Below are 23,859 nucleotides of genomic sequence, written 5' to 3' on the forward strand. Positions count from 1 at the left end.
AGTGAGCAAACAAAGATTTTAACCAATTAAAGAAAGAGAGTATTCCGCCATGAGATTACCAGCCAGAATAGCGCTGATTTTCATCCTCTTCTTTTCCGCAGACCTATGTTTTTCCTATGTGCAGAAAGAACTGAGGCCGCAAACGGCATTACAGGAAAGAGACATACCAAGCGATCTTCATCCGCTCGTTAAACAGAATGCGCAATTATTGCAGACGGCCGCACTGAAAAAAGGCATCACCGTCATTATCACAGAGGGTTTCAGATCAATTGAGGAACAAAACGAATTGTACCGTCAAGGACGTTCAAAAAAAGGAAACATCGTCACCTACGCAAAAGGCGGAGAATCATACCACAATTACGGCCTTGCCATCGACTTCGCCCTGCAGAAAAAGGATGGCAGCCTGATTTGGGATATGGCGTACGACGGAAACCGAAACGGCACGCCCGATTGGCTTGAGGTCGTATCGATTGCCAAAACGCTCGGTTTTGATTGGGGAGGCGATTGGAAAGGCTTTAAAGATTATCCTCATTTACAAATGATCCCTGGCTAATAAAACCTTTTCTTTTTTCGCTTTTGCGCATCAATATACGGAGGATATACAGGCCTGTACACAAGCTTATACCCTTCACTGCCGGACGGCGTAAAATCGCGCTGCCATTCCAGCTGCAGATGGAAATCAGATAAAAAAGCGGCCTTTGCTTCTTCAAGGGTAACGGCCGGTACCGGATTGATCCGCTCCAGCTGTTCCGGATCAATATCAGGCGCCATGTAAGCTTCCACAAGCCCGGTTACGGGACTGACAATGATCCTCGCAGCGCCGAACCGGAGCGGAATATCCCGATACCATACGGAAAAATGGAAGCGGAATCGGCCCCTGCCGTCCGTTTTCAGCGGATTCATTTTAAAAAACTCGTCCGCTCTCGGATACAGCTTGTATAAAAACTGAAGTGCGGCTTCCTCACACTCTTCTGCTGAATAAACGGCCGGGCCTGCATGCTCAATAAAAGATTTAAAGGCCGTCATTTTCCCTGTCTTTTTGTCCGTTTTCATCTTCATTGTATTTTTGTTGCTGCTTTCAAAATAGCTTTCTATACTCAAATCTTTCCGTTCCGGAACTGACCCTTTCCGCCATGTCGTTCCGATCTCATCTCCGAGGCCGCGGCGGCGCGTCTGAATCATATCCGCGGTAAACCCCATCAATTCATAGATGCTGGCTTCCCCTTTATATTTAAGCGCGGGAAGCGGCTTTGCCGGTTCGTTTCTCTCTTCGCAAAGCGGCTGATCCGGAACGATTTCATCTTCTCCGGCGGGATAGCTGTAGGCCGGCAGGATCGGTTCATAGACGAGACGCGGCGTTTTCTCAAAATTGACAACGTCATAGACGAGGCTGAATGACAGCCCGCTCATATAATGCGAGATCACTTTCTCCTGATCGACGAATGTTTCCGGGACGGGCGCTTCACCCTTATCCCCATAATAGATAAACTGCACGACGAAGCCGCTCTCGGTTACATCAACGAAAAAACCCGAATCGGGAAGCGGCCTGCCGAACACCTTTTTTGTATAGTTAAAACGGATGCACCCATTGCGTTCTTCCCTCGCCTGAAAAGTGAAGTTCATAAAAGTAAGCGGGCGGTGTCTGGCCGCAAACCGAAGAGCCGTCAGCTTTAATTCGGCATCTGACAGCTGAATGTCTGAATCCGGACGGTCATTGCGCGAATATGCAAGCAAAGATCCGTCGCCGCCCAGCTCAATCGTTACCGTTTTGTCCGGATGGTTACGATCTTTCCATATATAATAGGCTCTCGTTTTTTGTTTTTCATCAAAATCTTCTATTTCAAGCTCATAGTGCGGCGGTATGTTCCCGATCTCCAGCGCTTTTTTTCTCAGATGTTCTTTCAGCAATGGGGTCATCCTTTCAGAAGAGTGTATAAAAAAGAACTGTTTTTTATTATATAAAAACGGCCTTATCCTTTTAAAGGGAAGAAAGTGCCTTTTATGTGTCTATTTTTAGCAAAGAGGGAAAACAGCCGTATTCAAAGCGGCTGTTTTTCATACAAATGTCACACTTCCCGCAAAAGCCCCGGGACGAACGCCTATGACCTTCAGCCTATTAAACTCATAATCACTTCTCCCGTATGAGCCTCAATAAACCGCGGGAAAACCGGCTTGTATACGAGCCTGTACACTTTTCTGCCGCTGTCGTCATCGTAACAGCGATCCCAAGCGAGCTCGGCTTTGATATTCCGGCGGATCGCGTCCTTCGCCTCTTCCATTGTCAATGAAGGAACGGGATCGATATGATCAAGCTCTTTCGGATCAATTTCCGGCGGCATATATACAGTGACAAGACCCGTCTTTTTGCTGACACAGATTCTCCCCTCTCCGAATCGCAAATCAACGCCGCCCGAACAAGCCTTATATGTAAGTCCCACGTTTTCTCCTTCATCATCCGGTTCATCATATTGAACACGGAAATACTGATCCGCTTCCGGAAACATGGCGAATAAAAAGCGGATGGCCATGTGATGGCATTCTTCCTCGGAAAACGCCGGTTCGCCTTCACTTTGTATAAATGACATTACCCCGGTGAGCCGGCCCGATTCTTTATCATACCTTGTTTTCAATACATGTTCATTCCGCTCTTTTAACAGACTTTCAAAGCTTTTATCTTCCCGTACGGATTTTGTTTTTTCAGGGCGCCAGGCAATACCGATACTGCCCTCTCCAAGATCGCTTTCCCTCTCTTTATAAAAACCGTCATGCAGCCCGATCATGTCATTGATGCTCAGCTTTTCCGCTTCAGGTGCAGGGCGTGAAATCGGGACATACGGCCGCGTGTCGTCGTCTTCCAGCTCTTCATACTCTTCTATTTCTTCATTCTCTTCCTTCAGGTCAGCCGATATCGGCCGCGGCGGAGACACGATTTCATAGACGAGATGGGGCTTGTCATCCCCCTGCACATAGACGGACTGATGCAGAACGGTGAACAATAGCTCTGCTTCTATTTGTTTGACAAAGTGATCCAATGCATCCCGCTTGTCCGCAATTGTCCCGGGTCTTAACAGCTCATCCGCCCTCCCATGATAAGAAAAGCCGGTTACTTCCCCTGTCACAGCCAGGTCAACGTATAACCCGGTCAGCGGAAGCGGCAGACCGTCAGCTATCTGAACATAGGAATATCTCACATCACCATCATTTACGGAGCTTTTTTTCTCCAATTCGAACTCAGCCAACGCCCCCGGACGATGGGTTTCTACAAACGCCCGCATCCGTTCTTCTATGTCCGATTCCGAAAGAGGCGGCAGATCAGTCCGGAAAGCCGGACGGGATAAGGATTTCAGTTTTCCGTCCCCGTCCAATTCGACCATGATGCCGGCTTCCGGATCATTCTTGTCTTCCCACCAAAACAGAACCTCATCTTCCTGATATTCTTCCACATTACTCTCGTAGCCTGCAGGTACGTTTCCGATTCTGAGAGCCAGCTGTTTCAATTCTTCTTTTTTCATCATAACACTTCCTTTTCTTCCAAAAAGATTCATTATTACCAAGACTCTTTTAAACAAATCTAGTATAATTAACCTACCTTTCTTCATGACTATTGAATCAACCATTACAACAACAGGGGGTTAACCAGATGTCCATCAAAAAAATGAGCGCCGTGTTTTTCATTTTGCTTCTCACGGCATTTACCGCCGCATGCAGCAGCGAAACGAGCAGCGGCCAGGAAAGCGGCACGGCGAAAGTGAATATAAAAGATACGGCGTGGGCCGCTTCAGACGATGCCGAACATCCGGCCGCGCTTAAAGTAACGGTCACCGTCAAAAATACGGGCAAAGACCCGCTTACCGTCAAAAGCAGCGACTTCTCGCTTTACCAGAATGACGCGAAAACAGCGGCGGCCGATAAGGAAGACCAGATGCAGAGCGGCACGCTTCATGCGGGCAAGACAGTGACGGGCAATCTGTACTTCACGGCTGACGAAGGCAAATCATATGAATTGGTATATCAGCCGCAGGCAAAAGACGCGAAGCCTTTATCTTATAAACTGAAAGTCAAAGGCACAGCCTCAAAAGCAAAACCTGAACCGGCGGACGCATTATCCGCATACATTGATGTGATGCTGTACGGCAAGCACAATAAAGATTTCACCCGCCTGACCGGTGTAAATGAAAAAATGACGGCCGCCGCATATCAGGAATCGGCGAAAGCCAGCTTTATCGCTTCAGCAGGCATTTCACAGGAACAGGCGGATTCAAAAGCCATTTCCGCTATTATTGACGCCATGTCATCAGCCCTGCGGGATAACACAGAGCTCAAGGTGCATACCAAATCCATGTCAGGCAAAAAAGCCGTCCTTGAAGCCAATGTGACGCCGCTTGATATGTCTCCGCTTGCGGGCAGGCTGCAAGACCGCGTACAAGACTATGCCGGAAAGCACCCCGATGCTGATGAAAACGACATTGTCAGCCACCTGCTTTCTGTCTATCCAGAAGAGTTTATGCGCCTGAAACCGGCTTCTTCTTCAGTGACAAAAGAAATTGAAATGAAGAAAAATGCCCGCGGCCAGTGGTATCTGGATACAGATGCCGATCTGGAAGGATTGACGGAAGCGTTTTTGAAAACGTCCTGACAACAAGAAAGGAAATAGCGCAGGCTATTTCCTTTTTTTATTTTCACTTAAAGATGTCACTGATATATTGAACCTCGTCCTCGGTTAACTGCACATCAAGCGCGTCCAGATTGTGTTTCAGCTGGTCGGGGCGTTTGGCTCCGGGAATGATCGCATCCACCGCAGGCTGTGACAGAAGCCACGCGAGTGCGATATGCGCTGTCTGCACGCCTTTTTCTTCGGCAACGGCCCGCATCTTATCCACTCTCTCCAGGTTTTGGTGAAAAGCTTCTCCCTGAAACGGCGGCCTGTTCTTTCGGCTGTCCTCAAAGACTGTGTCTTTTGTAAACTTTCCCGTCAGCAAGCCGGAAGCAAGCGGGAAATAAGGAATAAAGGAAATGCCGTTCTTTTCACAGTAAGGCAGCAGATCGCGCTCCGCCTCACGCTGAATCAGTGAATATTCCGACTGAAAAACCTCTAAATAGCCGTCCGCGTTAAACTCCTGCAGTTGCCCGAAGCTGAGATTGGACGCGCCGATTGCTCTGATTTTCCCTTCGTCCTTCAGTTCTTTTAACGTGCCCGCCACCTCGGACAGCGGTGTTTTTCCGTCAGGGAAGTGAACGTAGTACAGATCAATCACATCTGTTTTCAGCCGCTTTAGGCTTTTTTCCGCCTCACTTCGAAGAAATTCACGGCTGTTGTCCAGTTCGATCTGCCCGTTGACTTCTTTGTGCGCGCCCTTTGAGGCAATGACGAGGCTGTCCCGCACGCCGCGCTCTGCGACAACTTCACCGATTAACTCTTCTGACCGCCCCAAACCGTATATAAACGCCGTATCAATAAAATTGACGCCGCCATCCAATGCTGTGCGGATGAGTTCTTTTCCCGTTTCATCATTGAGATTTGGAAACAGATTATGTCCTCCGACCGCATTTGCGCCAAAACCGATACGCTTTACCCGTAAATCCGTCCTGCCGAGCGTACGTGTTTCCTCCATTGCCCAGGTCTCCTTCCTTTTATACCTCTGTTTAGTATTAGATAGACGGTAAGAATTATCCTGCCTGAGAACCTATCTACAGAAAAAACCTTGAAAAGCGTTTGCCCTTCAAGGTTTTTTTGCCGTGTATTAAGATGTCAGAGCTGCGGCGAAGCGTTCGGCTTCATCCGTGAGAGCACCCTCGATTTCCTTATAGCGGCTGGAAATCGTTGAGGCGCTGACGCCGTACTTCTTCGCCAGCTTCGCTTGAGAAACGGACGCGCCGTTCAGAGAAATGCTGTTTACATAATATTCGACCGCCGCCGCGAAGGCTTCCGGCTTTCTGATCGTCGGTGCTTTTTTGACACAGAACGTTTTCCACAGATCAATAACGGCCGGAACCAGCTCAGCAGGGTATTCATCCCCGCTCAGGCCTTTTTCAATGGCGTCTGCCGTTTCTTTCTCCATGTCGTTTGCCCACTCTGTCTGTTTTTCTTCAGCAGCCTGCTCAGGCTCTTCTGCAGTTCCTAAAAGAGCGGCCAGCACAGTGTCGAAGTTTTCCTCCATAAAGCGCTCAGGCGATTTTCCTTCCGCAAGGGCCGGGGCCGCCGCCTTCTTCACTTTGCTGATCAAAGCTTCGGTCCGCGTCACAGGGAAGATCGTAAATTGCATGAAGAACTCCGCTTTTTCCGCTTCGTGGATCGGATAGCCGAGAATCAGGCTTCCCTCCGGCGGAAGGTCCTGCTGGCTGACGTCCATTTCCACTTTGAATTGTTTTTTCGTCATCACATCTTCAAAGTGAATCATTCCTTCTTTCACATCTTCAAGCACCATAACCGCTGGTGTCATGCTTTTCCATGATTCAACGATTTCCCGTGTTTTCGGACGGTTGATGCCGCCGGCTTTTTTCTGAAGGTATTCTTCAAAAATCGTCTTGCCGCCTGCCAGCGGACGGAAGAAAATGCCCCAGATGCCGAGGTTGAAGACTCCGATGTCTTTTGTCTGTCTGTCCAGCTCCGCAATGAACTCGTGCTGGTTAATAAATGATGATATGCCGTCTCTATGTGCTGTAAAGGCGTACTCCATTAGGCTTTCCTGAATCTGTTTCGCTTCTTTTGCCGCGATGTCTGCCGGAATGGCTGCTGCTTTACTTCCGCAGCATTTTTTATATTTCTTCCCGCTGCCGCATGGGCAAGGGGCATTTCTTTTCACTTTTCCCACAATAAACCCTCCGAATTCTGATATAACTTTATTATTTTAACAAAAATAACTTCAGAGAGCTTGGTTTACGGCTAAAAAAGAATTTGGAAGAAAAAAAGGCCCCGGGAGATTCTCTTTCTCCGGGGCTTTGAAACAGTTAATTTGTATTTTGTCCGCCGCCGTTCAGACCTTCTTTAATCAGCCCGTTTACTTGGCTGTTCATTAAAAGTCCGATGTGCCCGACACCGTGAATCTGCACGTTTTTCCCGCCGATCAGCCGTGACAGCGGGTTCAGGACGATTAAGTCCGCTGAGCTGTAAATCGATGTATATAAAATCTTTTGGTTCGGATCAGTTCCCGGAAGCGCTCTGTTGGTCACAAGGCCGTTCGCTCCGCCGAGTGTGACGACGTTTGCGATTTTGTCCCCGCCGTCAAGATTTTTAATGTAATAGAGTGTGTTGGCGCCGCCCATGCTGTGCGCGACGATATCGACTTTTTTCGCGCCTGTTTCGCTGAGCACTTTTTTCACGTAATTTGACAGTCTCGGTGCATTGTGTCTGTTGTTTCCGGTTTTATCCAGAAAATCAATGGCGTACATCTCATTTCTTGACCAGCCTTGGGATGCCAAGTACGTTTTGATTCCCGCGAAGTTAAAGGACGCCCCGCCGATTCCGTGGACCATGACAACCGGGTTATGCTCTGAGGAGGCTTTCGATACGGTCGGCTGGAAGGCAAATACGGAAATGACGGACAGCATGCAGACTGTAAGAATCGCTAGGATTTTGCTTTTGATTTGTTTCATGAACTTTCCCCCTGTTATGTAATTTTTTGCAATTTTCATTCTATTAGAGAAGAAAAGGAAAAAATAGAGTATTTTTTCCTGTTTTCAACAATTGAAAAAGAGGCGGAAAAATGAGAAAGACGCCCCTTTCCCAAAAGCACACTTATGCTTTAATACGGCAAACAAAAAAAGGAGAGAACACATGGTGCTCTTCTCCTAGTACTCATTGAAATAGGTTTGAATCCGCTTAGGGTCATGCGTTTTTGTCAGCGCGAGCATCAGCAGAATCCGCGCTTTTTGAGGGTTGAGAGAGTTTGAAGCTGTCAGATGGTCTTTCTCATACTCTCGATTAGGTGTTACCGCCCCGTTTCCCGTCCTTGTGGAGCGGACGACCGCCAGCCCGCTTTTGACCGACTTTACGGCGCCTTTTAGCGCCGCATCAGACATTGAGCCGTTTCCCGGACCTGCAAAAATAATGCCTTGCGCTCCTGATTTTGCGGCGGCTTCAAAGAGATAGCTTCCGTCATTTTGATAGCCGTATATAATATCGACCTGCGGCAGTTTATCAAGTTTATCGATCTGGAAATCTGTATCTTTCGTATGCTTTCGGGTCATGATGTTATTAAAATAGATGTCATCAGCAATCGTACCGATATAACCCATTTCTTCCGATTTGAATGTGTCGGTCGCGGTTGTATTGGTTTTTGTCACATATCGCGCCGAAGCGATTCTGTCATTTAATACGACAAGCGTCCCCTTGCCTTTCGCATCAGGCGCAGCCGCGGTTTTTACCGCGTTATATAAGTTGGACGGCCCGTCAGCTCCGATCGCCGTGGACGGCCTCATTGACCCGGCGACAACGACGGGTTTGTCACTTTTGACCGTCAGATTGAGAAAATAAGCGGTTTCCTCAAGTGTGTCTGTTCCATGTGTAATGACAATGCCGTCTGTATCATCAGACTTGAGCAGCTTGTTTACCCGTTTTGAAAGTTTCAGCAGGGTCTCGTTATTCATATTCTGGCTGCCGATATTCACAATCTGTTCTCCGCTGACATGCGCGACCTCCTTCATCTCCGGAACGGCCTGAATCAGGGCATCAACTCCGATTGCCCCTGCGGTGTACTCCGTGGCGGACGTCTTTGAAGGAGCAGCGCCTGCAATTGTGCCGCCGGTGGCAAGAATTTTAATATTCGGCAGTCTGTCTTTTTTTGCTGAGGCTGCGGCTGCCATCTGGTGCGGTGTTTCTTTCGCCTGAGGAGATTGGGAGCAGCCGGCCGCTATGAAGAATAGAACCGTGATAAATGTAATGAATGGCATGAATTGTTTTTTCATTCTTTTCTCTCCTTTTCTTTATTTATGAAGATTTCCCTCTCATCGGTCAACGCGCTTGTCAGGCAATCTTCCGAAGAAAATAACTGTAAAAATCCTTGACACCGTCATGGGAAATCAAGATAATAGACCAGTCACTATATTTTAAATTTGTCATCAATCAGTAAGGTGGGAACATTATGAGTTATGGAGATTCTCGTGAAAAAATCCTCGCTGCGGCAACCAGGCTGTTTCAGCTTCAGGGGTATTACGGCACGGGACTGAATCAGATTATTAAAGAAAGCGGCGCGCCGAAAGGTTCTCTTTACTATCATTTTCCGGACGGCAAAGAGCAGCTCGCCATTGAGGCTGTCAAAGAAATGAGCCATTATATCCGTATGAAAATAAAAGAAAGCCTTGATGCCTATCCCGACCCTGCGGAAAGCATTCAAGCGTTTTTACAGGACTTATCAAGCCAATTCACATGTCCGGAGAATTTCGAAGGGTTTCCTGTCGGTTTACTGGCTGCCGAGACGGCTTTAACGAGCGAAAAGCTCCAGCAGGCCTGTCAATGCGCTTATCAGGAATGGGAGAATCTGTTCGCCGGCAAATTGAGATCAGCCGGTTTTTCCGATGAGAAAGCGGCGGAAATCAGCACTGTTTTAAATGCCCTGATAGAAGGCGGCATCATTTTGTCTTTAGCAAAAAAAGACAAAATGCCGATCATCCATATATCCAAACAAATCCCCAACCTGCTGAAGACATAAAATACAAGAGACATGTTACGTATAGAAAGAGAGGAGAATGATTTTGGAAAACGCTCAGCCTTCCAAACAATATAAAGTTATGCCGATCATGATTTCTTTGCTGATGGCAGGATTTATCGGCATGTTCAGTGAAACGGCGCTGAATATTGCCCTGACCGACCTGATGAAGGAGCTGCATATCACTCCCGCGACCGTCCAGTGGCTGACGACGGGCTATCTGCTCGTTCTCGGTATTCTTGTCCCGGTTTCAGGTCTGCTTTTGCAATGGTTTACGACAAGACAGCTGTTTATCGTTTCACTCGCTTTTTCCATTATCGGCACGCTGATTGCAGCGCTTGCGCCGAGCTTTCCGTTTCTTTTGGCGGCAAGAATCGTGCAGGCTTTAGGAACCGGACTGCTGCTGCCGCTGATGTTTAATACGATCCTCGTCATCTTCCCGCCGCATAAGCGCGGAGCGGCGATGGGGACGATCGGGCTTGTCATCATGTTCGCTCCTGCGATCGGGCCGACATTTTCAGGGCTTGTGTTAGAGCATTTGAACTGGCATTGGATTTTCTGGATTTCCCTGCCGTTTCTCGTCTTGGCTCTTTTATTCGGCATCGCCTACATGCAGAACGTATCCGACATTACAAAGCCGAAAATTGACGTGCTTTCCATTATTCTGTCCACGATCGGATTCGGCGGCATCGTCTTCGGTTTCAGCAATGCGGGCGAAGGATCAGGCGGCTGGTCAAGCCCGACGGTTATCGGTTCGCTTACTGTCGGTGCGATCGCGCTCATTTTATTCTCCATCAGGCAGCTGAAAATGAAGCAGCCGATGATGAATCTGCGCGCTTTCCGCTATCCGATGTTTATTCTCGGTGTCGTGATTGTATTTATCTGTATGATGGTTATCTTATCAACAATGCTTCTCTTGCCTATGTATTTACAAAGCGGATTGCTGCTGACGGCATTTACGTCCGGACTCATCCTGCTTCCGGGCGGTATTTTAAACGGATTTATGTCTCCGATAACGGGACGTCTGTTTGATAAATACGGGCCGAAGTGGCTTGTCATTCCCGGGTTTGTCATCACGGCCACCGTGCTTTCGTTTTTCTCAAACATTAACGGCGCTTCAACGGCGCTTCTGATTGTCGCGCTTCATACATGCCTGATGATCGGAATTTCCATGATCATGATGCCGGCGCAAACGAACGGCTTAAATCAGCTGCCGCCGGAATTTTATCCGGATGGAACAGCCATTATGAATACGCTCCAGCAGATGGCCGGCGCAATCGGCACTGCGGTGGCGGTCAGCATCATGGCTGCCGGCCAGAAGAATTATATGAGCACCGCGAAAAACCCGAATGATCCTTCCGCATACTCTCACGCGCTGATTGCGGGCGTCCAGCACGCCTTTATCTTCGCGATGATTGTCGCCGTTATCGGTCTGATCGTCGCTTTATTTATGAAACGGGTCAAAGTGAATCACTCATAAGAAAACAGCAGACTTCCCGCGGGTCTGCTGTTTTTTATATCATGAGCGCTTCAGCCAGTTCATCAATCGCACAGATAAGGTCATCTGCCGTGTTATAGAAATGAGGCGCCAGCCGGATGATTTGTCCGCTGGGTGCGCATACAATGTTTTTCCGCTTCAAAAGCGCAGCGGTCTCCGCCGCTTTTTCATCCCGTATGGAAATCATGCCGGGTCTGTCATCGGCAGACGGCGGGCCTGTGAGAGTCAGTCCTTTTTCAGAAGCGTATTCATACGCAAATGCGCTGAGTTTTTTTACTTCCCGATGAATGCGGTCTATGCCGACATCGTTTAAAAGGGATAAAGCCGCCTGTGCCGCATATATGCTGATAAATGCCGGGGTTCCGGTTTCAAAGCGTTTGGCTCCGTCCGCATAAGAAAAACCGGTCAAATCCAGCATCGACTCCCGCTGCTGTCCGAACCACCCGGTGACTTTCGGCTTCATCCGTTCGGCAAGTTCCTTTCTGACATAAAGAAACGCCGTTCCCGGTATGCCGAGCATATACTTTCTCGCGCCCGCAGCGAGCATATCAACTCCCCATTCTTTTACATCAATCGGGATGTGCCCCGCCGATTGATAAGCATCGACAAAAAGAAGCGATCCCTTCTTTGCGGATATCTCGGCAATGCGCTTCATATCCTGGACAAAACCGGATGTATAGGATACATGCGGAACACAGGTGATACGCGTCTGCTCCGTGATATACGTTTCATATTGCTCTAACGGGATCATTCCTTCTTCAGACGGGATGACTGAAAGCTCCATCTCAGTCTGCGCCTTCAGAATGTGGGCGATTGCCGGAAAATCCAATTCCGTATACACCGCCTGCTTCTTTCGGCAATCCGGTAAAGCTGAGACGACGGCAGAGGCAGCAGCCGTTACTGAAGGTAAAATGGCGATTTCTTCAGGCTGAGCGCCGATTAATTTCGCAAATTCACACCTTGCCTGCTCCGAGCGGCCCATGGCTTCATCCCAGTTTCCGCCGTGCTGAAGCAGGCTTTCCTGGTAGTCATTGATCGCTTTTGAAACCGGCCGGGCAAGAGCGCTTTGGGAGCAGCTGGCGAGCATCGTATGTGTGCGGAGCGCCGGAAATAAAGATCGGTATGGCACCAGAGACGAATTCAAGACATGTTTCCCCCTTCGGCAGGAATATATGTCCATTATAGAGTATGGTAAAAAGAAAAGGAGGGTTTATGATGGAGAAAAAAGTATTGCTGACAGGCTTCGACCCCTTCGGCGGGGAAACGGTCAATCCTTCATGGGAAGCGGTCAAACGGCTGGATGGTGCCGCTGAAGGCTCTGCTGCTATCGTATCTGAACAAGTGCCGACCGTTTTTCATAAGTCCCTTGCCGTGCTGCGGGAGGCAATCACGAAACATCAGCCCGACATTATCATCTGTGCCGGACAGGCAGGCGGCAGAATGCAGGTCACGCCGGAACGGGTCGCGATCAACCTGAATGAGGCGCGCATACCGGATAACGAAGGGAATCAGCCTGTCGGGGAAGACATTTCTCAAGGCGGTCCCGCGGCCTACTGGACCGGCCTTCCGATCAAACGGATCGTTGAAGAAATAAAAAAGGAAGGCATTCCCGCGGCTGTATCCTACACGGCGGGGACGTTTGTATGCAATCATCTCTTTTACGGACTGATGGATGAAATCAGCCGCCATCATCCGCACATCCGCGGCGGATTTATTCACATCCCGTACATTCCGGAACAAACCTTGCAGAAGTCCGCGCCGAGCCTCAGCCTGGATCACATCACAAAAGCGCTCAAAATCGCCGCGGTGACCGCCGCGGCGCATGAGGACGATATTGAAACCGGCGGAGGCGAGCTTCACTAAGCGGCTGACGCCGTCTCTGCCCATTTCTTCTTTCGGTAAACGATGCGGGACAGCGTCACACTGATTTCATAGAGGACGAGCAGCGGAATCATGACGAGAAAGTCAGACATAAAATCCGGCGGCGTAATCAGCACCGAGACGACGATCAGCACGAAATACGAAAGCTTCCTCGCCTTTGCCAGCCGGGATGGGTTCACGATCCCGAGCCGCGTCAGAAACATGACAGCCAGAGGCATTTCAAACAAAAACCCGAACGGCAATGTCATGTTAAGCATAAAAGAAAAATACTTGTCCGCCGTAAATACCATGTCAAAATGGCCGGCGGATAATTGTGTTAAAAATCCGAGCACAATCGGAAACAGCACAAAATACCCGAAGGAAATTCCGATAATAAACAAAACTGAGAGCCCCGGAATGTAAAGCAAAGCGGCGCGGCGTTCAAACGGGGTCAAAGCCGGCGCCGTAAAACGCCAGAGCTGAAAGGCCGCAACCGGAATCGTTGCCGTAATGGCGCATATTCCCGCAATCATCATATACACCCATAAAATCTCGCTCGGCCCTAAAACAGCCAGCCTTCCATGCAAATCCTTGATCAGCCAGTCATAAATATCCTGCACAAACCAGCATGCGCCGATAAAAAACACGAGAAAGGCGATAACGGTTTTAATGAGACGCTGCCGGACTTCCTCTAAATGCCCGATCAAGTGGGTTTCTTTTTTATCCAATCGTACATCCTCCTTATATCAAAGAAGGGGCAGAAACGGATCTCTGCCCCCGTGTCAGGATTCAGCCTGCCGTTTTGTCTTTCTCAGCCGTCTGCTTGTCCGGCTCTTCATTTGAGACCAGTGTTTTTGCGGCGCTTTTAAATTCAAGCAGCGTGCGGCCGGCGGCACGGCCGATTTCCGGAAGCTTTGAAGGCCCGAAAATGATCAGAGCGATGACAAAAATCAAGATTAACCCGGGAATGCCGATATTTGAAAACATAAGTATGCCCCCTTATTGTGAAATTTTGGCCCGTTTCTGTCTCATTTGCTTTTCATGCGCACTGTTATGGGCGAAGAAACGATCCTCTTCCACCTCATTTGACTGCTTTAAGCCGCCTGCAACCGCCGCTTGAGAGACCTTCCGAATCCCCGTCTGGTCTTTTTGATAAATGAATGAAGCCCGCGTGGATACCTCAGCCCCCGGCTCCGTCACATACGGCACCACTCTGTAATCCGCTCTCCATTGGGCAGGCGTCACCGTACAGCGGACATAACCGCGGTAATCGTTAAAAAACTTAATGTGCGGGTTTTGTTTTAAGATTTGATCCGTATCAGCCCGTTTATCCGCCCCGTTTCCTCCCGATGTGATGGAAGTCCCGACGAATTCGGCTCCGAAGATCTTTGAATTCGTTTGATTAAAATCGGTATGCAGGTTTGACGCCCAGCTTGCATGAACATCACCCGTCAGCACGATGACATTGTTCAGGTTTTTGCTTTTTATAAAATTGATGACCCGCTCCCGCTGCGCCGGGTAGCCGTCCCATGAATCCATGCTGAATATCGGATTGTCGGTTGTTCCGAAATTCCATTGCGCGAAAAAGATTTGCTGGGCCAGCACATTCCACTTCGCTTTTGAAGCGGCTAAGTTGTCGAAGAGCCATTGCTCCTGCTCTGTCCCCATCAATGTGCGCTTCGGATCTCTCCACTCATCAGAAGGCGGTTTATTCCCGTCGCCGTTGGCCTGATCATCTCTGTACTGTCTTGTATCAAGCACATTGAACGATGCTAAATTGCCATAAGAAAATTGCCTGTACAGCCGCATATCAGGGCCGTTCGGAAGCGACATGCGTCTGAGCGGCATGTGTTCATAATAAGCCTGATAAGCCGCAGCCCTTCTGAGCACAAACGCTTCAACCGATTGGCCTTTTTCAGGAATGACATTGGCATAATTGTTCTCCACCTCATGATCGTCCCAAGTCACGACCCACGGAAATGCGGCGTGGGCGGCTTTCAGATTGGCATCAGAGCGGTATTGGGCGTGACGGTTGCGATAATCTGACAGTGTGTACACTTCGGCGCTGCTGTGCGTCCTGACATTCCCCGTCTTTGCCACATATTCGTTCGGCCCGTATTCATAAATGTAATCTCCGAGATGGAATACGAGATCAAGCTTTTCCTTCGCCATATGTTTATACGCCGTATAATAGCCGTGTTCATACTGCTGGCAAGAGGCAAACGCAAACGTCATGGCGGATACGTCAGCACCGGCAGCGGGCAGCGTTTTCGTCCGGCCGACAGGGCTGAGCTCATGCCCGCTTTTAAACCGATAATAGTACACTTTATTGGGTTTAAGCCCGTCCGCTTCAACATGGACGGAATGTCCGAGATTCGGTTTGGCCATTTCCGTTCCGCGGTTAACGACATGGCGGAAATGTTCATCAGTGGCGATTTCCCATTTAACCGGAACAGCCTGATTCGGCATTCCTCCCCCATTCAGCGGGTCCGGGGCAAGGCGTGTCCAGAGAATGACGCTGTCAGACAGCGGATCACCGGAGGCCACGCCGAGGGTGAACGGATAGTTTGAAAACTTCGGAGCGGCATTCACTTCAAACGCGCCGATGGATTGCGCGATCGCCAGCCCGAGGGAAAGGCCTGCGATTTTCCCGGCGCCCTGTATAAATGCGCGGCGGTCAAACGTATTGTTTTGAAAGCTTTTGTTCTCCAATTCCTTGATCCATTCATCTAAACGGCCGTCATGTGTCATGTCAGTTCCCCTTTCGTCTCATTGATCGCCCCCATTATAGAAAAGAAATGTTAAACCGTTATGAAGAAGTGTGAAGGATTTGTAAGGGCGGAAAGTGAACGGCGGGAGACATTTTTCACATTATTTCGACAAATCTTTCCCGTCCGGGAGAAAACCCCCTCCGTTTCTGTTTGGCTTTTCATCCGTCAAGCGCACTTTGTTCCTATTTTTCTTCATAAGAAATTAAAAAACACCGTTCATTCTGAGAACGGTGCTCCGGGATTAAAATGTATTGTACACGTTTTCGCACGTTTCCCCTGTCGGCTGATAGAAGCAGTGGGATTTGAATCTGCCGACAAACGGCTGATTGTACCATGTCGGCGGGCAGTTTCCCGGCGGCTTAAAATACCACAGGCTGAATTTAGCCGGCCAAAACCGTTCTCCGTTAATATTCCGGCGGGCAAGCCTCCGCTCAGATTCGCGCGGCCTTTGGTAAAAATATCCATGAGTCACCGCTTCAAACGCGTGCGGCTGAAACACCATCTGCCTGATGGTGCGCAGGCCTTTAAAATCAGAACAATTCGCCCGCACCCGATTGATTCCCACATTGCCGACCAAAAGCATTCCCTGCTTCCCTTCGCCTTCCGCTTCCGCCCTGAGCAGCCTTGCCATTAGATCGACATCGGCGCTCGACGCTTTTACGACTGCCATCATGACACCTCCCGTTTTTCTCCCTTCATCATATTCAGCCTCGGCCCAGTGATGACAGCCAAAAGCCAGAAAACAAATGTTCACAAAAAAAGGTTTATATTTCACGTGATGAGGAAACATACTAACATGATTTCCATAAGGAGGAATTCGCATGGAACACATTAAAGCGCTTGCCATTAAAGGCATCATGACCATCATTATTCTGTATCTGGTACTCGGCTTAGGTTTTCGCTTTACATTCGGCGACGTGCTGCTGATGACCATTGTGTTGGGAGCCGTTTCCTACTTTACGGGCGACCTGTACGTGCTTCCGAGATGGAATAATATCACGGCGGCATCCGCTGATTTCGGAATCGCGTTTCTTGTTGTCTGGCTGATGGGAATGCCGCTGTCCATGGGCATTTCAGGAGGAAGACTGGCGTTTGCCGCTCTTATTTCCGCCATCATCATCGCGGTCGGAGAATATTTTTTCCATATTTATCTGATGAGAAAAGACTTGGGCGGGTCCCGTTTTTTAGAGCCCCGGTCCGAATAACGCAAAAAAGGCCGGATAAAAGCCCCCTTAAAGGGGGCTTTTTATTGGTAAAGGTATAAACGCTTTATACATCTTGATATAACTGATAAACCCTTTTCAGCCTTTCTTCAAGCTGTTCAAAATGAACAAAGCGGGCTTCTCTCAGAAACTCAGTCCCATCAATGAACAAAAGAAGCACGGGGACAGTGAAGACTGAAAATCTGCCGGCCACCTCTTCTGCCTCGTCAGCATTGATATGCCCCAATTTGATATTCGGAAACTGATCCAATACTTTTCTGAGCTGCGGCAGAACAGCGTGACATACTGTACAGGCGGGTCTTGAAATGTAAATAAAACTGAATTGATGCTGTTTAATAAAATTCTCGATAGAATCTAATGAATGTAATTCTGCCATCTCTTTCATCAAATTCCTCCTTCAATTGACTCGTCTTTCATGACTTTCAATATGCATATCATTCACTATACACATTTATATTGAACATATCCGCTTTTTTGCTATTCAGAGCACCTGAACGTTGTGCTTGAAACATAAAAGAACAGTTACCGCTTTTCAGTAACTGTTCTTAGATCCTTATATTAAAAATGCAAAGCGTAAGCTCCTGAACCGATGAGTGCAACTCCGATGGAGACTGCAATCAGCACCAAGTTATATTCAAAACCGCCGGCACCGTTCGCAAACCCTTTCGCTCCATGAACTTTTACGATAGCACCTAACATAATAATCGTTATAATAGCAGCTCCGAGCGGGAGGAATACACCTAAAATAAATAAAATTCCGCTTGCGAGTTCCCCGAGACCTGATAAAGCGGCCGCGGCATTGCCTGGTTTAACTCCAATTGACTCGAACCATTGTCCGGTTCCTTTAATTCCGTATCCGCCAAACCAGCCGAATAATTTTTGTGATCCGTAAAACAGAAACACCACACCAATCATGATTCGAATAAGTAATAGTCCTGCATCTTCCATTTTTATCTCTCCTTATGTTTCATATTATAGGATGTGCTGCAAGGCAGCTTGTTTACCAACAGCCGCTTCCAGCAAACATCTGTTAAATGTATGTCTTTTTATTTTTTTTCATGCTTCACGTTCATCTATAAATCAATCTAATTCTCTCACTTCAAACGGCAGCAGCCCTTGTTCAATTTGTGCCCGGTGCGGTTCATACTGCTCAGGGAGCATCAGTTTTCCGCCCATTGTTTCTTGGGACTCATCATGGGCAAAGCCCGGCGGATCAGTGGCGATCTCAAATAAGATTTCCCCATGTTCTCTGAAGTAAACCGCATTAAAATAGTTTCTATCCTGAACAGGAGTTACACCATATCCGTGCGCAGCAATGAATCTTTGCCAATCTAATTGATCTTCGTCATCCTGAGCCCGCCAAGCGATGTGATGGACCGTGCCGACACCCATTTGTCCGCGGCCGATAGGCGTTAACTTAAGGTCAATCACATTTCCGATATCACCGGCAGAACGATAACGAACGAAGTCTCCTTCTTTACCGACTCGCTCAAGCCCCATGATGTTTTCTAGCAATTCACCTGTTTTTTCAGGCTGTGCTGATAACAGGGTCGCACCGCCAAAGCCTTTAATGGCAACATCCGGGGTTACATCTCCGAAAGTCCACGTATTGGCTTCCCCTGCTTCTCTTTCCACGATTTCTAAATGCAGACCGTGCGGATCATCAAACTCTATATATTGTTCTCCAAAACGCTCGATTTTGGTGTATGGAATGTTGAACTTTTCAAGTCTCTTTTCCCAAAACGCCATGGCACCCTTCGGCACGACGTAAGATGTCACGCCGACCTGTCCGTCTCCAATGATGCCTTGGCGGGCTCCCGCCCACGGAAAGAAGGTGATGATTGTTCCCGGCTTCCCGCCTTCATCCCCAAAATAAAGGTGATACGTACCCGGATCATCAAAATTGACCGTTTGCTTGACCAATCGCAGCCCCAGCACTCCAGCGTAGAAATCAGCATTCTCTTGAGGGTGACCGACAATTGCTGTAATATGATGGATTCCCATCGTTTTTTTAGCCATTTTTATCCGCTCCTTTACAAATAGTTAAATATACTCCACAAACTCATTCACAGGCTTTCGGTAGCCGCGCGGCCTTCTGCTTTCTGTTTTTTCTTTCCCGATTGTAATCATCATGACGACCTCAAATTGATCATCTATATTCAAAATCTGTTTCACGGCTTCAGCATCAAACCCTATCATCGGACAGGTGTCCCAGCCTTTTTCCTTAGCACTCAGCATAAACATCATCGCAGAAAGTGAAGCATTTCTTATCGCCTCATCTCTCTTAAATGGTTCTCCCCTGTTTTCATAAAACGAAACGGTGTCTTGAACCATATGATCATACTCTTGTTTATTTAATACCCCCAGCATCTTCAATCCTTCATAGATGTCAGCCGCTTGCTGATATGCCTGCTTATCCCCTAAAACCAAAAGAACCGCTGATGAGCTAAACACTTTATATTGTCCGTTTGCGGCCTGCTTCAGCTTTTCTTTTACATCCGGGTCAAGAACCGTCACATATTTTGTGTGCTGCAAATTAAAAGCTGATGGAGTCAACGCAACCAATTCAAACATTTCATTGAGTTCATCTCTTGTGATTGGATGATCCGGAAGAAAGTTGCTTGCAGATCTTCTTTCATTCACTAGCTGTACAAATTCAGCCATTTCTCTCGCACTCCCTTTTATCTCGAATTCGAGATATTATCGTATAAAAAATCAAATAGCATATAATCAAAAAATGAAACGTTCTCTTCACTGATCTTTTCGTGATTCAAAAGATCGTCTGGTTCTTATCCTGCACTCTAATTAAATTATCTCGAATTAAAATATCTTGAATTCAAGATAATAATAAAGGATAAATACTTAAATGTCAACAGTTCATTTTTAAATTCAGCGCCATTTTGTCTGTGTACTGTTTAGCCCTGCTCCAACTTTTTTTCTGTCACCTTATTTATTAGTAAACAGGAAAAAACCTTGCTATAGACCCACTCGAAACTGAATTGGTATGATAAGCAAAGTGATTACACAAGAAAGGATACGGAGAGCGAATCAAAAGCGCTCCTCTTTTTTTGCGCAGTTTTATAGGAGGACAAAATGACAAGTGAAAGAGAACAAATAAGCAAAAAAGTTGCTTTGATTGCATTGATAGCCAATCTGATCTTAATGGCAGGAAAGATCTTTTTTGGACTGATAGGCGATAGTGAAGCCGTTTTTGCCGACGGTATACACTCTGCAGCAGATGTCGTGGCCTCGATTGCTGTCCTGGCCGTCATCGGCATTTCTAATAAGCCGCCCGATCAAGACCATCCTTTCGGGCATGGCAAAGCTGAGGTCATCAGCGAAGCGATTGTAGGAATAATATTAGTGCTCGTTTCCGTGTATATTCTAATAGAAGCGATTTCGTCCTTTGTTGAAGGTCCAAGCATCCCGCAATACAGCGCATTGTTTGCGGCTCTGATATCCTATGCGGCTAAGCAGATCTTATATCGTTATTCGATCAAACAAGGAGAAAAATGGAACAGTAAAGCGATTATAGCGATTGCATACGATCATAAAGGCGATATCGTTGCCTCTCTTGCCGCTTTTATCGGCGTCCTATTGGCGATTATCGGGAACGCCCGCGGGTGGTCCTATCTGTTGTACGCCGATGCAATTGCCAGTGTCATCGTGGCGTACCTCATTTTTAAGATTTCAATGGAATTAATCAGGCCGTCTGTTGACGTTCTCATGGAAAAAAGTGTTGATCCCGAACTGATAGAGGAATATAAAGCGGTTATTTTGCATTGTCCTCAAGTCAAACGGCTCGATAAAATCCGAGCGAGAGAACACGGCCACTATAAATTGCTTGATGTCCGGTTATCTTTGGATCATGATTTGACGATTAAGCAGGGACACGATATTGCCCGCGAAATCCGAAATGACATCAAAAGACACTTTTCAGATGTTGAAGAAGTGCTCATCCATGTGAATCCTTATTTTGAAGAATGAAAAAGCAGCTTGTAGAGAAATGATGTTTCTCTACAAGCTTTTTTGTTTTGTGCTGTTTCTTTATATATTCCCGTTTCATTTATGTCCGCCCCTTCATATTTTAACCGTAAGCCATTTTCCTTTGCGATGTTCAGAACGGATTCTATTTCCCTTTGTTTTCATCTTGTTTCCCCATTTCCCTTATTTACTGACACAGAGCTTCGCCTGAGGCGGAGGAGAAAGAGATATGTGAAGACGCCAAAAAGAGGGCGGCATAATCGCCGCCCCCTCACTATTACTGTCAGGTTCCTTTATTCAGGCAGACAATCCCGGTTTCCTCCGCACTCAAGGCAGAGACTTTGACACTATTTCATTAGTGCGAAAACCGGAATTTGATCAGCCATCAGGATCCCTCCGTACCTTCTTAGTTAACATTATTTTACACAAAGACCTTATATAAGTAAACCTCATTTATCGGCTTACCTGCTCCCTCCGCTGACAAACTTCGATCCTTCGCGTAAATCTTTCGCCTCCAAATAGAAGACGTGAATAAATTTTTTCATATTCACTTTAACCGGAGAAAGCGGCACGGTTTCTTTCGCCTGCATTTCTTTCATTCTCTTGCTGACGGCAGGGAAATCAAAGAATTTCGAGGCGTAATATTCAAATTTGGGGTTTGAAAAATCAGTTGTGCCCAATGAGGCGAAATGGTTTAACGAATGAATAATCGCTCTTCTGATCCGCTGTTCGGAGGCTTTTGTCTCCCTGCTGACGTCTGCTTCCGACGCCGCGGGTCCCAGTTTCCGCAGCGCGACGTTTGTAAACACACGCTTCAGTGACGGGACGCTTTTTTGCGCCTGCTCATCCTCAAATAAAAAATGCAGCACGGCCATCAGGTCGTGCGCGCCGCTTTCTCCCACAATCCCTAGTTCTGATAACAGAAATTTCCCGGTCTCTTTCACGGATTTTTCGCAGGATTTAAAAGAGCGGCTTTGCTGCGGTTCATTGCGCTGAACAAGCCGTCTTAGCGAATTTTGGATGTCGCCGATCGAGGTTTCCAGTTCGATCCGCTCTTTCACTTTTCGGAGCACGGTGATGATTTCAATTTTGTTGATCGGTTTATGGATAAAATATTCAATACCGAGAGAATAGGCTTCTCCCACCATTTCCTTCGCTTCCACCTGGGATATCATCACCGTTTTTCCGGTGTACGAATCCTGAAGATGCCGTATCGTCTCAATCCCGTCCCGCCCCGGCATCAGCAGGTCAATTAATAAAATATCGACTTGTTTAAAATGGAGATAATGCCCTTCAATCTGGCTTCCGTCCTCCGCCTCGCCGACGACTTCGCCTAAGTCCTCGTCTTCAATGATCTGTCTCAAAATGGAACGGATCGCCCGGTCATCATCAGCTATAAAAAAGCGCATTATGAACTCACCCTTTCTGCAATTAAATGCCTCACCGGCAGCTGAATCGTAAATATGACGCCTTTTGGCTTGTTGTGAAAGGAAATGCCGCCTTCAAGTTCGGTTACGATTTCCTTCACGTATGAAAGCCCGATGCCCGTTGAAGGGGTGCCGAATTCATCGTATTTGGACGTAAATCCGGGATCATAGATTACCTCTCCGATTTTTTCCGAAATGCCGGGACCGTCATCTTCCGCCTGAAATTCAGCCATCTCCCCCTCCGCCCTGCGCAGCGTGAGGCGGATCTCACCTCTGTCCCCCATGGCCTCTACGGCATTGGCGGTCAGGTTATTCAAGATCGACAGGACGGTAAAGACGTGATAATCGGGATGATCTCCTTCAATCACGCTCCGGAACTGAATATCCTTGCCTAAAGATTCGGCGTATTTTTCATTGATTCGGATGACGATTCCGATCAGAGCGGCGGCATCCATGTAATCCCGGAATCTCTCATTTGAAATCAGCTTCGACAGGCCGGCGAATATCCGCTGATTGTCTTTTTTCACTTCATGGATTTCTCCCGCAAGGCGCAGCATTCGGCTGCCGAGCTCCCGATCGTTCCCGCTCATTTCCCGATACAGCTGATAGGATTCTTTCGTCACATGCTCCGTCGTTTTCAGCGTTTTTTTCAAATGAATCGTTTCTTCGTATAAGTTAGACACAATCATCAGCATGTGCTCATGCTGCTTTCTCGTTTGCTTTTCCCTGACCTGGGATTCGTGCAGCTTCATCACGTTGAAAAAGCTCAGCACAATAAATGTGTGAGAAACGGCGATGACCGCAATATCCGCCAGTTTGCCCGGCATCATAATCAGCCGGCCTCCTGAAAACTGAACCGCCATTTCAACGGTGTCGGAAGCGATTTCAATGAGAAAGCCGAGGAATCCGATCATGAGCGGCCGATCCCGAAAGAACCTGACCCTCAGTACATAAAACAAGCAGGCATATGTAAAGTAAAAAAAGAAACTGGGATATTGGCTGAAAAAAGCCTCCGTAAAGCCGGCATGCTCTCCTCCCCAGCACGCCAGGCCGATCCGGAATGCCACAACGGCTGCACCTGTCAACAGCCCTGACAATACTGCCGGCACATGCCGCAGCAGCAGCAAAAAAAAGAAAAAAGCCGGGGCGCCGAAACTGATCCGGTACACCTCATTCAGGGGGTAAAATTTCAGTTCCCCCGCCAGCGGCACGGTGATCAGCATAAGTGCGAAAAGATAGCCGTCTTTTTTTAGTAAATAGTCGAGCCTGATCACAATCACTTCCTTCTTCTATCTATTTTGAATAAGACCGAGTGAGTCCGCAAATTTCTTTAGACCCGTATGGCGGGACGCTCCTGCAGATTTATAAATCTATCGGCTTATTTTAAGAATGATTTTGTCGTATTTTATATGATTCTGTAGATGTCATTATACATTAACATGGAACACGCTA

Annotated in this window: 24 protein-coding genes; 7 read left to right on the plus strand and 17 right to left on the minus strand. The window is 47.7% G+C overall.

The window, feature by feature from the left end:
• Positions 1-49 precede the first annotated feature (49 nt).
• Entirely contained in the window at positions 50-553 is a 504-nt protein-coding gene (locus AUL54_RS09275; protein ID WP_060963668.1) for a peptidoglycan L-alanyl-D-glutamate endopeptidase CwlK, read from the plus strand.
• On the opposite strand, the gene AUL54_RS09280 is transcribed toward AUL54_RS09275, so the two are convergent.
• Together AUL54_RS09280 and AUL54_RS09285 are read right to left on the minus strand one after the other, a co-directional pair.
• Positions 550-1,908, minus strand: a complete 1,359-nt coding sequence (locus tag AUL54_RS09280) for a YcdB/YcdC domain-containing protein (protein ID WP_060963669.1) — start codon at positions 1,906-1,908, stop codon at positions 550-552. The genes AUL54_RS09275 and AUL54_RS09280 overlap by 4 nt on opposite strands.
• A gap of 200 nt (positions 1,909-2,108) precedes the next feature.
• On the minus strand, positions 2,109-3,512 hold the full coding sequence (locus AUL54_RS09285; RefSeq protein WP_060963670.1) for a YcdB/YcdC domain-containing protein: 1,404 nt from the start codon (positions 3,510-3,512) through the stop codon (positions 2,109-2,111).
• Between the two features lie 128 nt (positions 3,513-3,640).
• On the opposite strand from AUL54_RS09285, the gene AUL54_RS09290 reads away from it, so the two are divergent.
• Positions 3,641-4,636, plus strand: a complete 996-nt coding sequence (locus tag AUL54_RS09290) for a DUF5105 domain-containing protein (protein ID WP_060963671.1) — start codon at positions 3,641-3,643, stop codon at positions 4,634-4,636.
• 43 nt (positions 4,637-4,679) lie between these two features.
• On the opposite strand, the gene AUL54_RS09295 is transcribed toward AUL54_RS09290, so the two are convergent.
• The 4 genes from AUL54_RS09295 to AUL54_RS09310 form a co-directional block, all read right to left on the minus strand.
• A complete protein-coding gene (locus tag AUL54_RS09295) occupies positions 4,680-5,612 on the minus strand; it encodes an aldo/keto reductase (protein WP_016936849.1) in 933 nt (310 codons plus the stop codon).
• A 129-nt stretch (positions 5,613-5,741) separates the two neighbouring features.
• Positions 5,742-6,812, minus strand: a complete 1,071-nt coding sequence (locus tag AUL54_RS09300; protein ID WP_060963672.1) for a helix-turn-helix domain-containing protein — start codon at positions 6,810-6,812, stop codon at positions 5,742-5,744.
• Between the two features lie 136 nt (positions 6,813-6,948).
• Positions 6,949-7,593, minus strand: coding sequence for a lipase EstA (locus tag AUL54_RS09305; RefSeq protein WP_007409033.1), 645 nt, complete (start codon positions 7,591-7,593; stop codon positions 6,949-6,951).
• Between the two features lie 195 nt (positions 7,594-7,788).
• Entirely contained in the window at positions 7,789-8,904 is a 1,116-nt protein-coding gene (locus AUL54_RS09310) for a type II asparaginase (protein ID WP_060963673.1), read from the minus strand.
• 176 nt (positions 8,905-9,080) lie between these two features.
• Here AUL54_RS09310 and AUL54_RS09315 point away from each other — a divergent pair, with 176 nt between their 5' ends.
• Positions 9,081-9,647, plus strand: a complete 567-nt coding sequence (locus AUL54_RS09315) for a TetR/AcrR family transcriptional regulator (protein WP_060963674.1) — start codon at positions 9,081-9,083, stop codon at positions 9,645-9,647.
• Positions 9,648-9,684: 37 nt separating this feature from the next.
• A complete protein-coding gene (gene lmr(B) / locus AUL54_RS09320) occupies positions 9,685-11,124 on the plus strand; it encodes a lincomycin efflux MFS transporter Lmr(B) (RefSeq protein WP_060963675.1) in 1,440 nt (479 codons plus the stop codon).
• 34 nt (positions 11,125-11,158) lie between these two features.
• On the opposite strand, the gene AUL54_RS09325 is transcribed toward lmr(B), so the two are convergent.
• The gene (locus tag AUL54_RS09325) at positions 11,159-12,286 is read right to left on the minus strand and encodes an aminotransferase class V-fold PLP-dependent enzyme (RefSeq protein WP_060963676.1); all 1,128 of its coding nucleotides are present in this window, start codon (positions 12,284-12,286) and stop codon (positions 11,159-11,161) included.
• Positions 12,287-12,357: 71 nt separating this feature from the next.
• Between AUL54_RS09325 and pcp the strand changes: the two genes are divergently transcribed.
• Positions 12,358-13,005 carry a pyroglutamyl-peptidase I gene (gene pcp / locus AUL54_RS09330; protein WP_060963677.1) on the plus strand — a complete coding sequence of 216 codons (648 nt, stop codon included), beginning with the start codon at positions 12,358-12,360 and terminating at the stop codon, positions 13,003-13,005.
• Here pcp and tatC read toward each other — a convergent pair.
• The 4 genes from tatC to AUL54_RS09350 all read right to left on the minus strand — a co-directional run bounded on the left by tatC (position 13,002) and on the right by AUL54_RS09350 (position 16,443).
• Entirely contained in the window at positions 13,002-13,730 is a 729-nt protein-coding gene (gene tatC / locus AUL54_RS09335; RefSeq protein ID WP_060963678.1) for a twin-arginine translocase subunit TatC, read from the minus strand. The two genes, pcp and tatC, sit on opposite strands and share 4 nt — an antisense overlap.
• A gap of 61 nt (positions 13,731-13,791) precedes the next feature.
• On the minus strand, positions 13,792-13,989 hold the full coding sequence (locus AUL54_RS09340; RefSeq protein WP_003156681.1) for a twin-arginine translocase TatA/TatE family subunit: 198 nt from the start codon (positions 13,987-13,989) through the stop codon (positions 13,792-13,794).
• A gap of 12 nt (positions 13,990-14,001) precedes the next feature.
• Positions 14,002-15,753: an alkaline phosphatase D family protein gene (locus AUL54_RS09345; RefSeq protein ID WP_060963679.1), complete on the minus strand. Its 1,752-nt coding sequence runs from the start codon at positions 15,751-15,753 to the stop codon at positions 14,002-14,004.
• 261 nt (positions 15,754-16,014) lie between these two features.
• Positions 16,015-16,443, minus strand: a complete 429-nt coding sequence (locus AUL54_RS09350) for a cell wall hydrolase (protein ID WP_060965079.1) — start codon at positions 16,441-16,443, stop codon at positions 16,015-16,017.
• A 151-nt stretch (positions 16,444-16,594) separates the two neighbouring features.
• On the opposite strand from AUL54_RS09350, the gene AUL54_RS09355 reads away from it, so the two are divergent.
• A complete protein-coding gene (locus AUL54_RS09355; protein ID WP_016936861.1) occupies positions 16,595-16,978 on the plus strand; it encodes a DUF2512 family protein in 384 nt (127 codons plus the stop codon).
• A gap of 64 nt (positions 16,979-17,042) precedes the next feature.
• Here the strand turns inward: AUL54_RS09355 and AUL54_RS09360 are convergent, their stop codons facing one another.
• From AUL54_RS09360 to AUL54_RS09375, 4 genes are all read right to left on the minus strand, one after another.
• Positions 17,043-17,381: a thioredoxin family protein gene (locus AUL54_RS09360; RefSeq protein WP_060963680.1), complete on the minus strand. Its 339-nt coding sequence runs from the start codon at positions 17,379-17,381 to the stop codon at positions 17,043-17,045.
• A gap of 173 nt (positions 17,382-17,554) precedes the next feature.
• Positions 17,555-17,944 carry a DoxX family protein gene (locus tag AUL54_RS09365; RefSeq protein ID WP_007609195.1) on the minus strand — a complete coding sequence of 130 codons (390 nt, stop codon included), beginning with the start codon at positions 17,942-17,944 and terminating at the stop codon, positions 17,555-17,557.
• Between the two features lie 132 nt (positions 17,945-18,076).
• Entirely contained in the window at positions 18,077-19,015 is a 939-nt protein-coding gene (locus tag AUL54_RS09370; protein ID WP_060963681.1) for a ring-cleaving dioxygenase, read from the minus strand.
• A gap of 24 nt (positions 19,016-19,039) precedes the next feature.
• Complete coding sequence (locus AUL54_RS09375) at positions 19,040-19,660, minus strand: nitroreductase family protein (RefSeq protein ID WP_060963682.1); 621 nt, start codon at positions 19,658-19,660, stop codon at positions 19,040-19,042.
• A 429-nt stretch (positions 19,661-20,089) separates the two neighbouring features.
• Between AUL54_RS09375 and AUL54_RS09380 the strand changes: the two genes are divergently transcribed.
• Positions 20,090-20,983 carry a cation diffusion facilitator family transporter gene (locus tag AUL54_RS09380; protein ID WP_060963683.1) on the plus strand — a complete coding sequence of 298 codons (894 nt, stop codon included), beginning with the start codon at positions 20,090-20,092 and terminating at the stop codon, positions 20,981-20,983.
• A gap of 458 nt (positions 20,984-21,441) precedes the next feature.
• Here AUL54_RS09380 and AUL54_RS09385 read toward each other — a convergent pair whose 3' ends face one another.
• Together AUL54_RS09385 and AUL54_RS09390 are read right to left on the minus strand one after the other, a co-directional pair.
• Positions 21,442-22,389, minus strand: a complete 948-nt coding sequence (locus tag AUL54_RS09385) for a glutamine utilization two-component system response regulator GlnL (RefSeq protein WP_060963684.1) — start codon at positions 22,387-22,389, stop codon at positions 21,442-21,444.
• Entirely contained in the window at positions 22,389-23,681 is a 1,293-nt protein-coding gene (locus AUL54_RS09390) for a two-component system sensor histidine kinase GlnK (RefSeq protein WP_060963685.1), read from the minus strand. Before AUL54_RS09390 ends, AUL54_RS09385 begins: the two co-directional genes overlap by 1 nt.
• Between the last annotated feature and the right edge of the window lie 178 nt (positions 23,682-23,859).

This window comes from Bacillus sp. SDLI1 (assembly GCF_001553895.1).
GTDB classification, from domain to species: domain Bacteria; phylum Bacillota; class Bacilli; order Bacillales; family Bacillaceae; genus Bacillus; species Bacillus siamensis.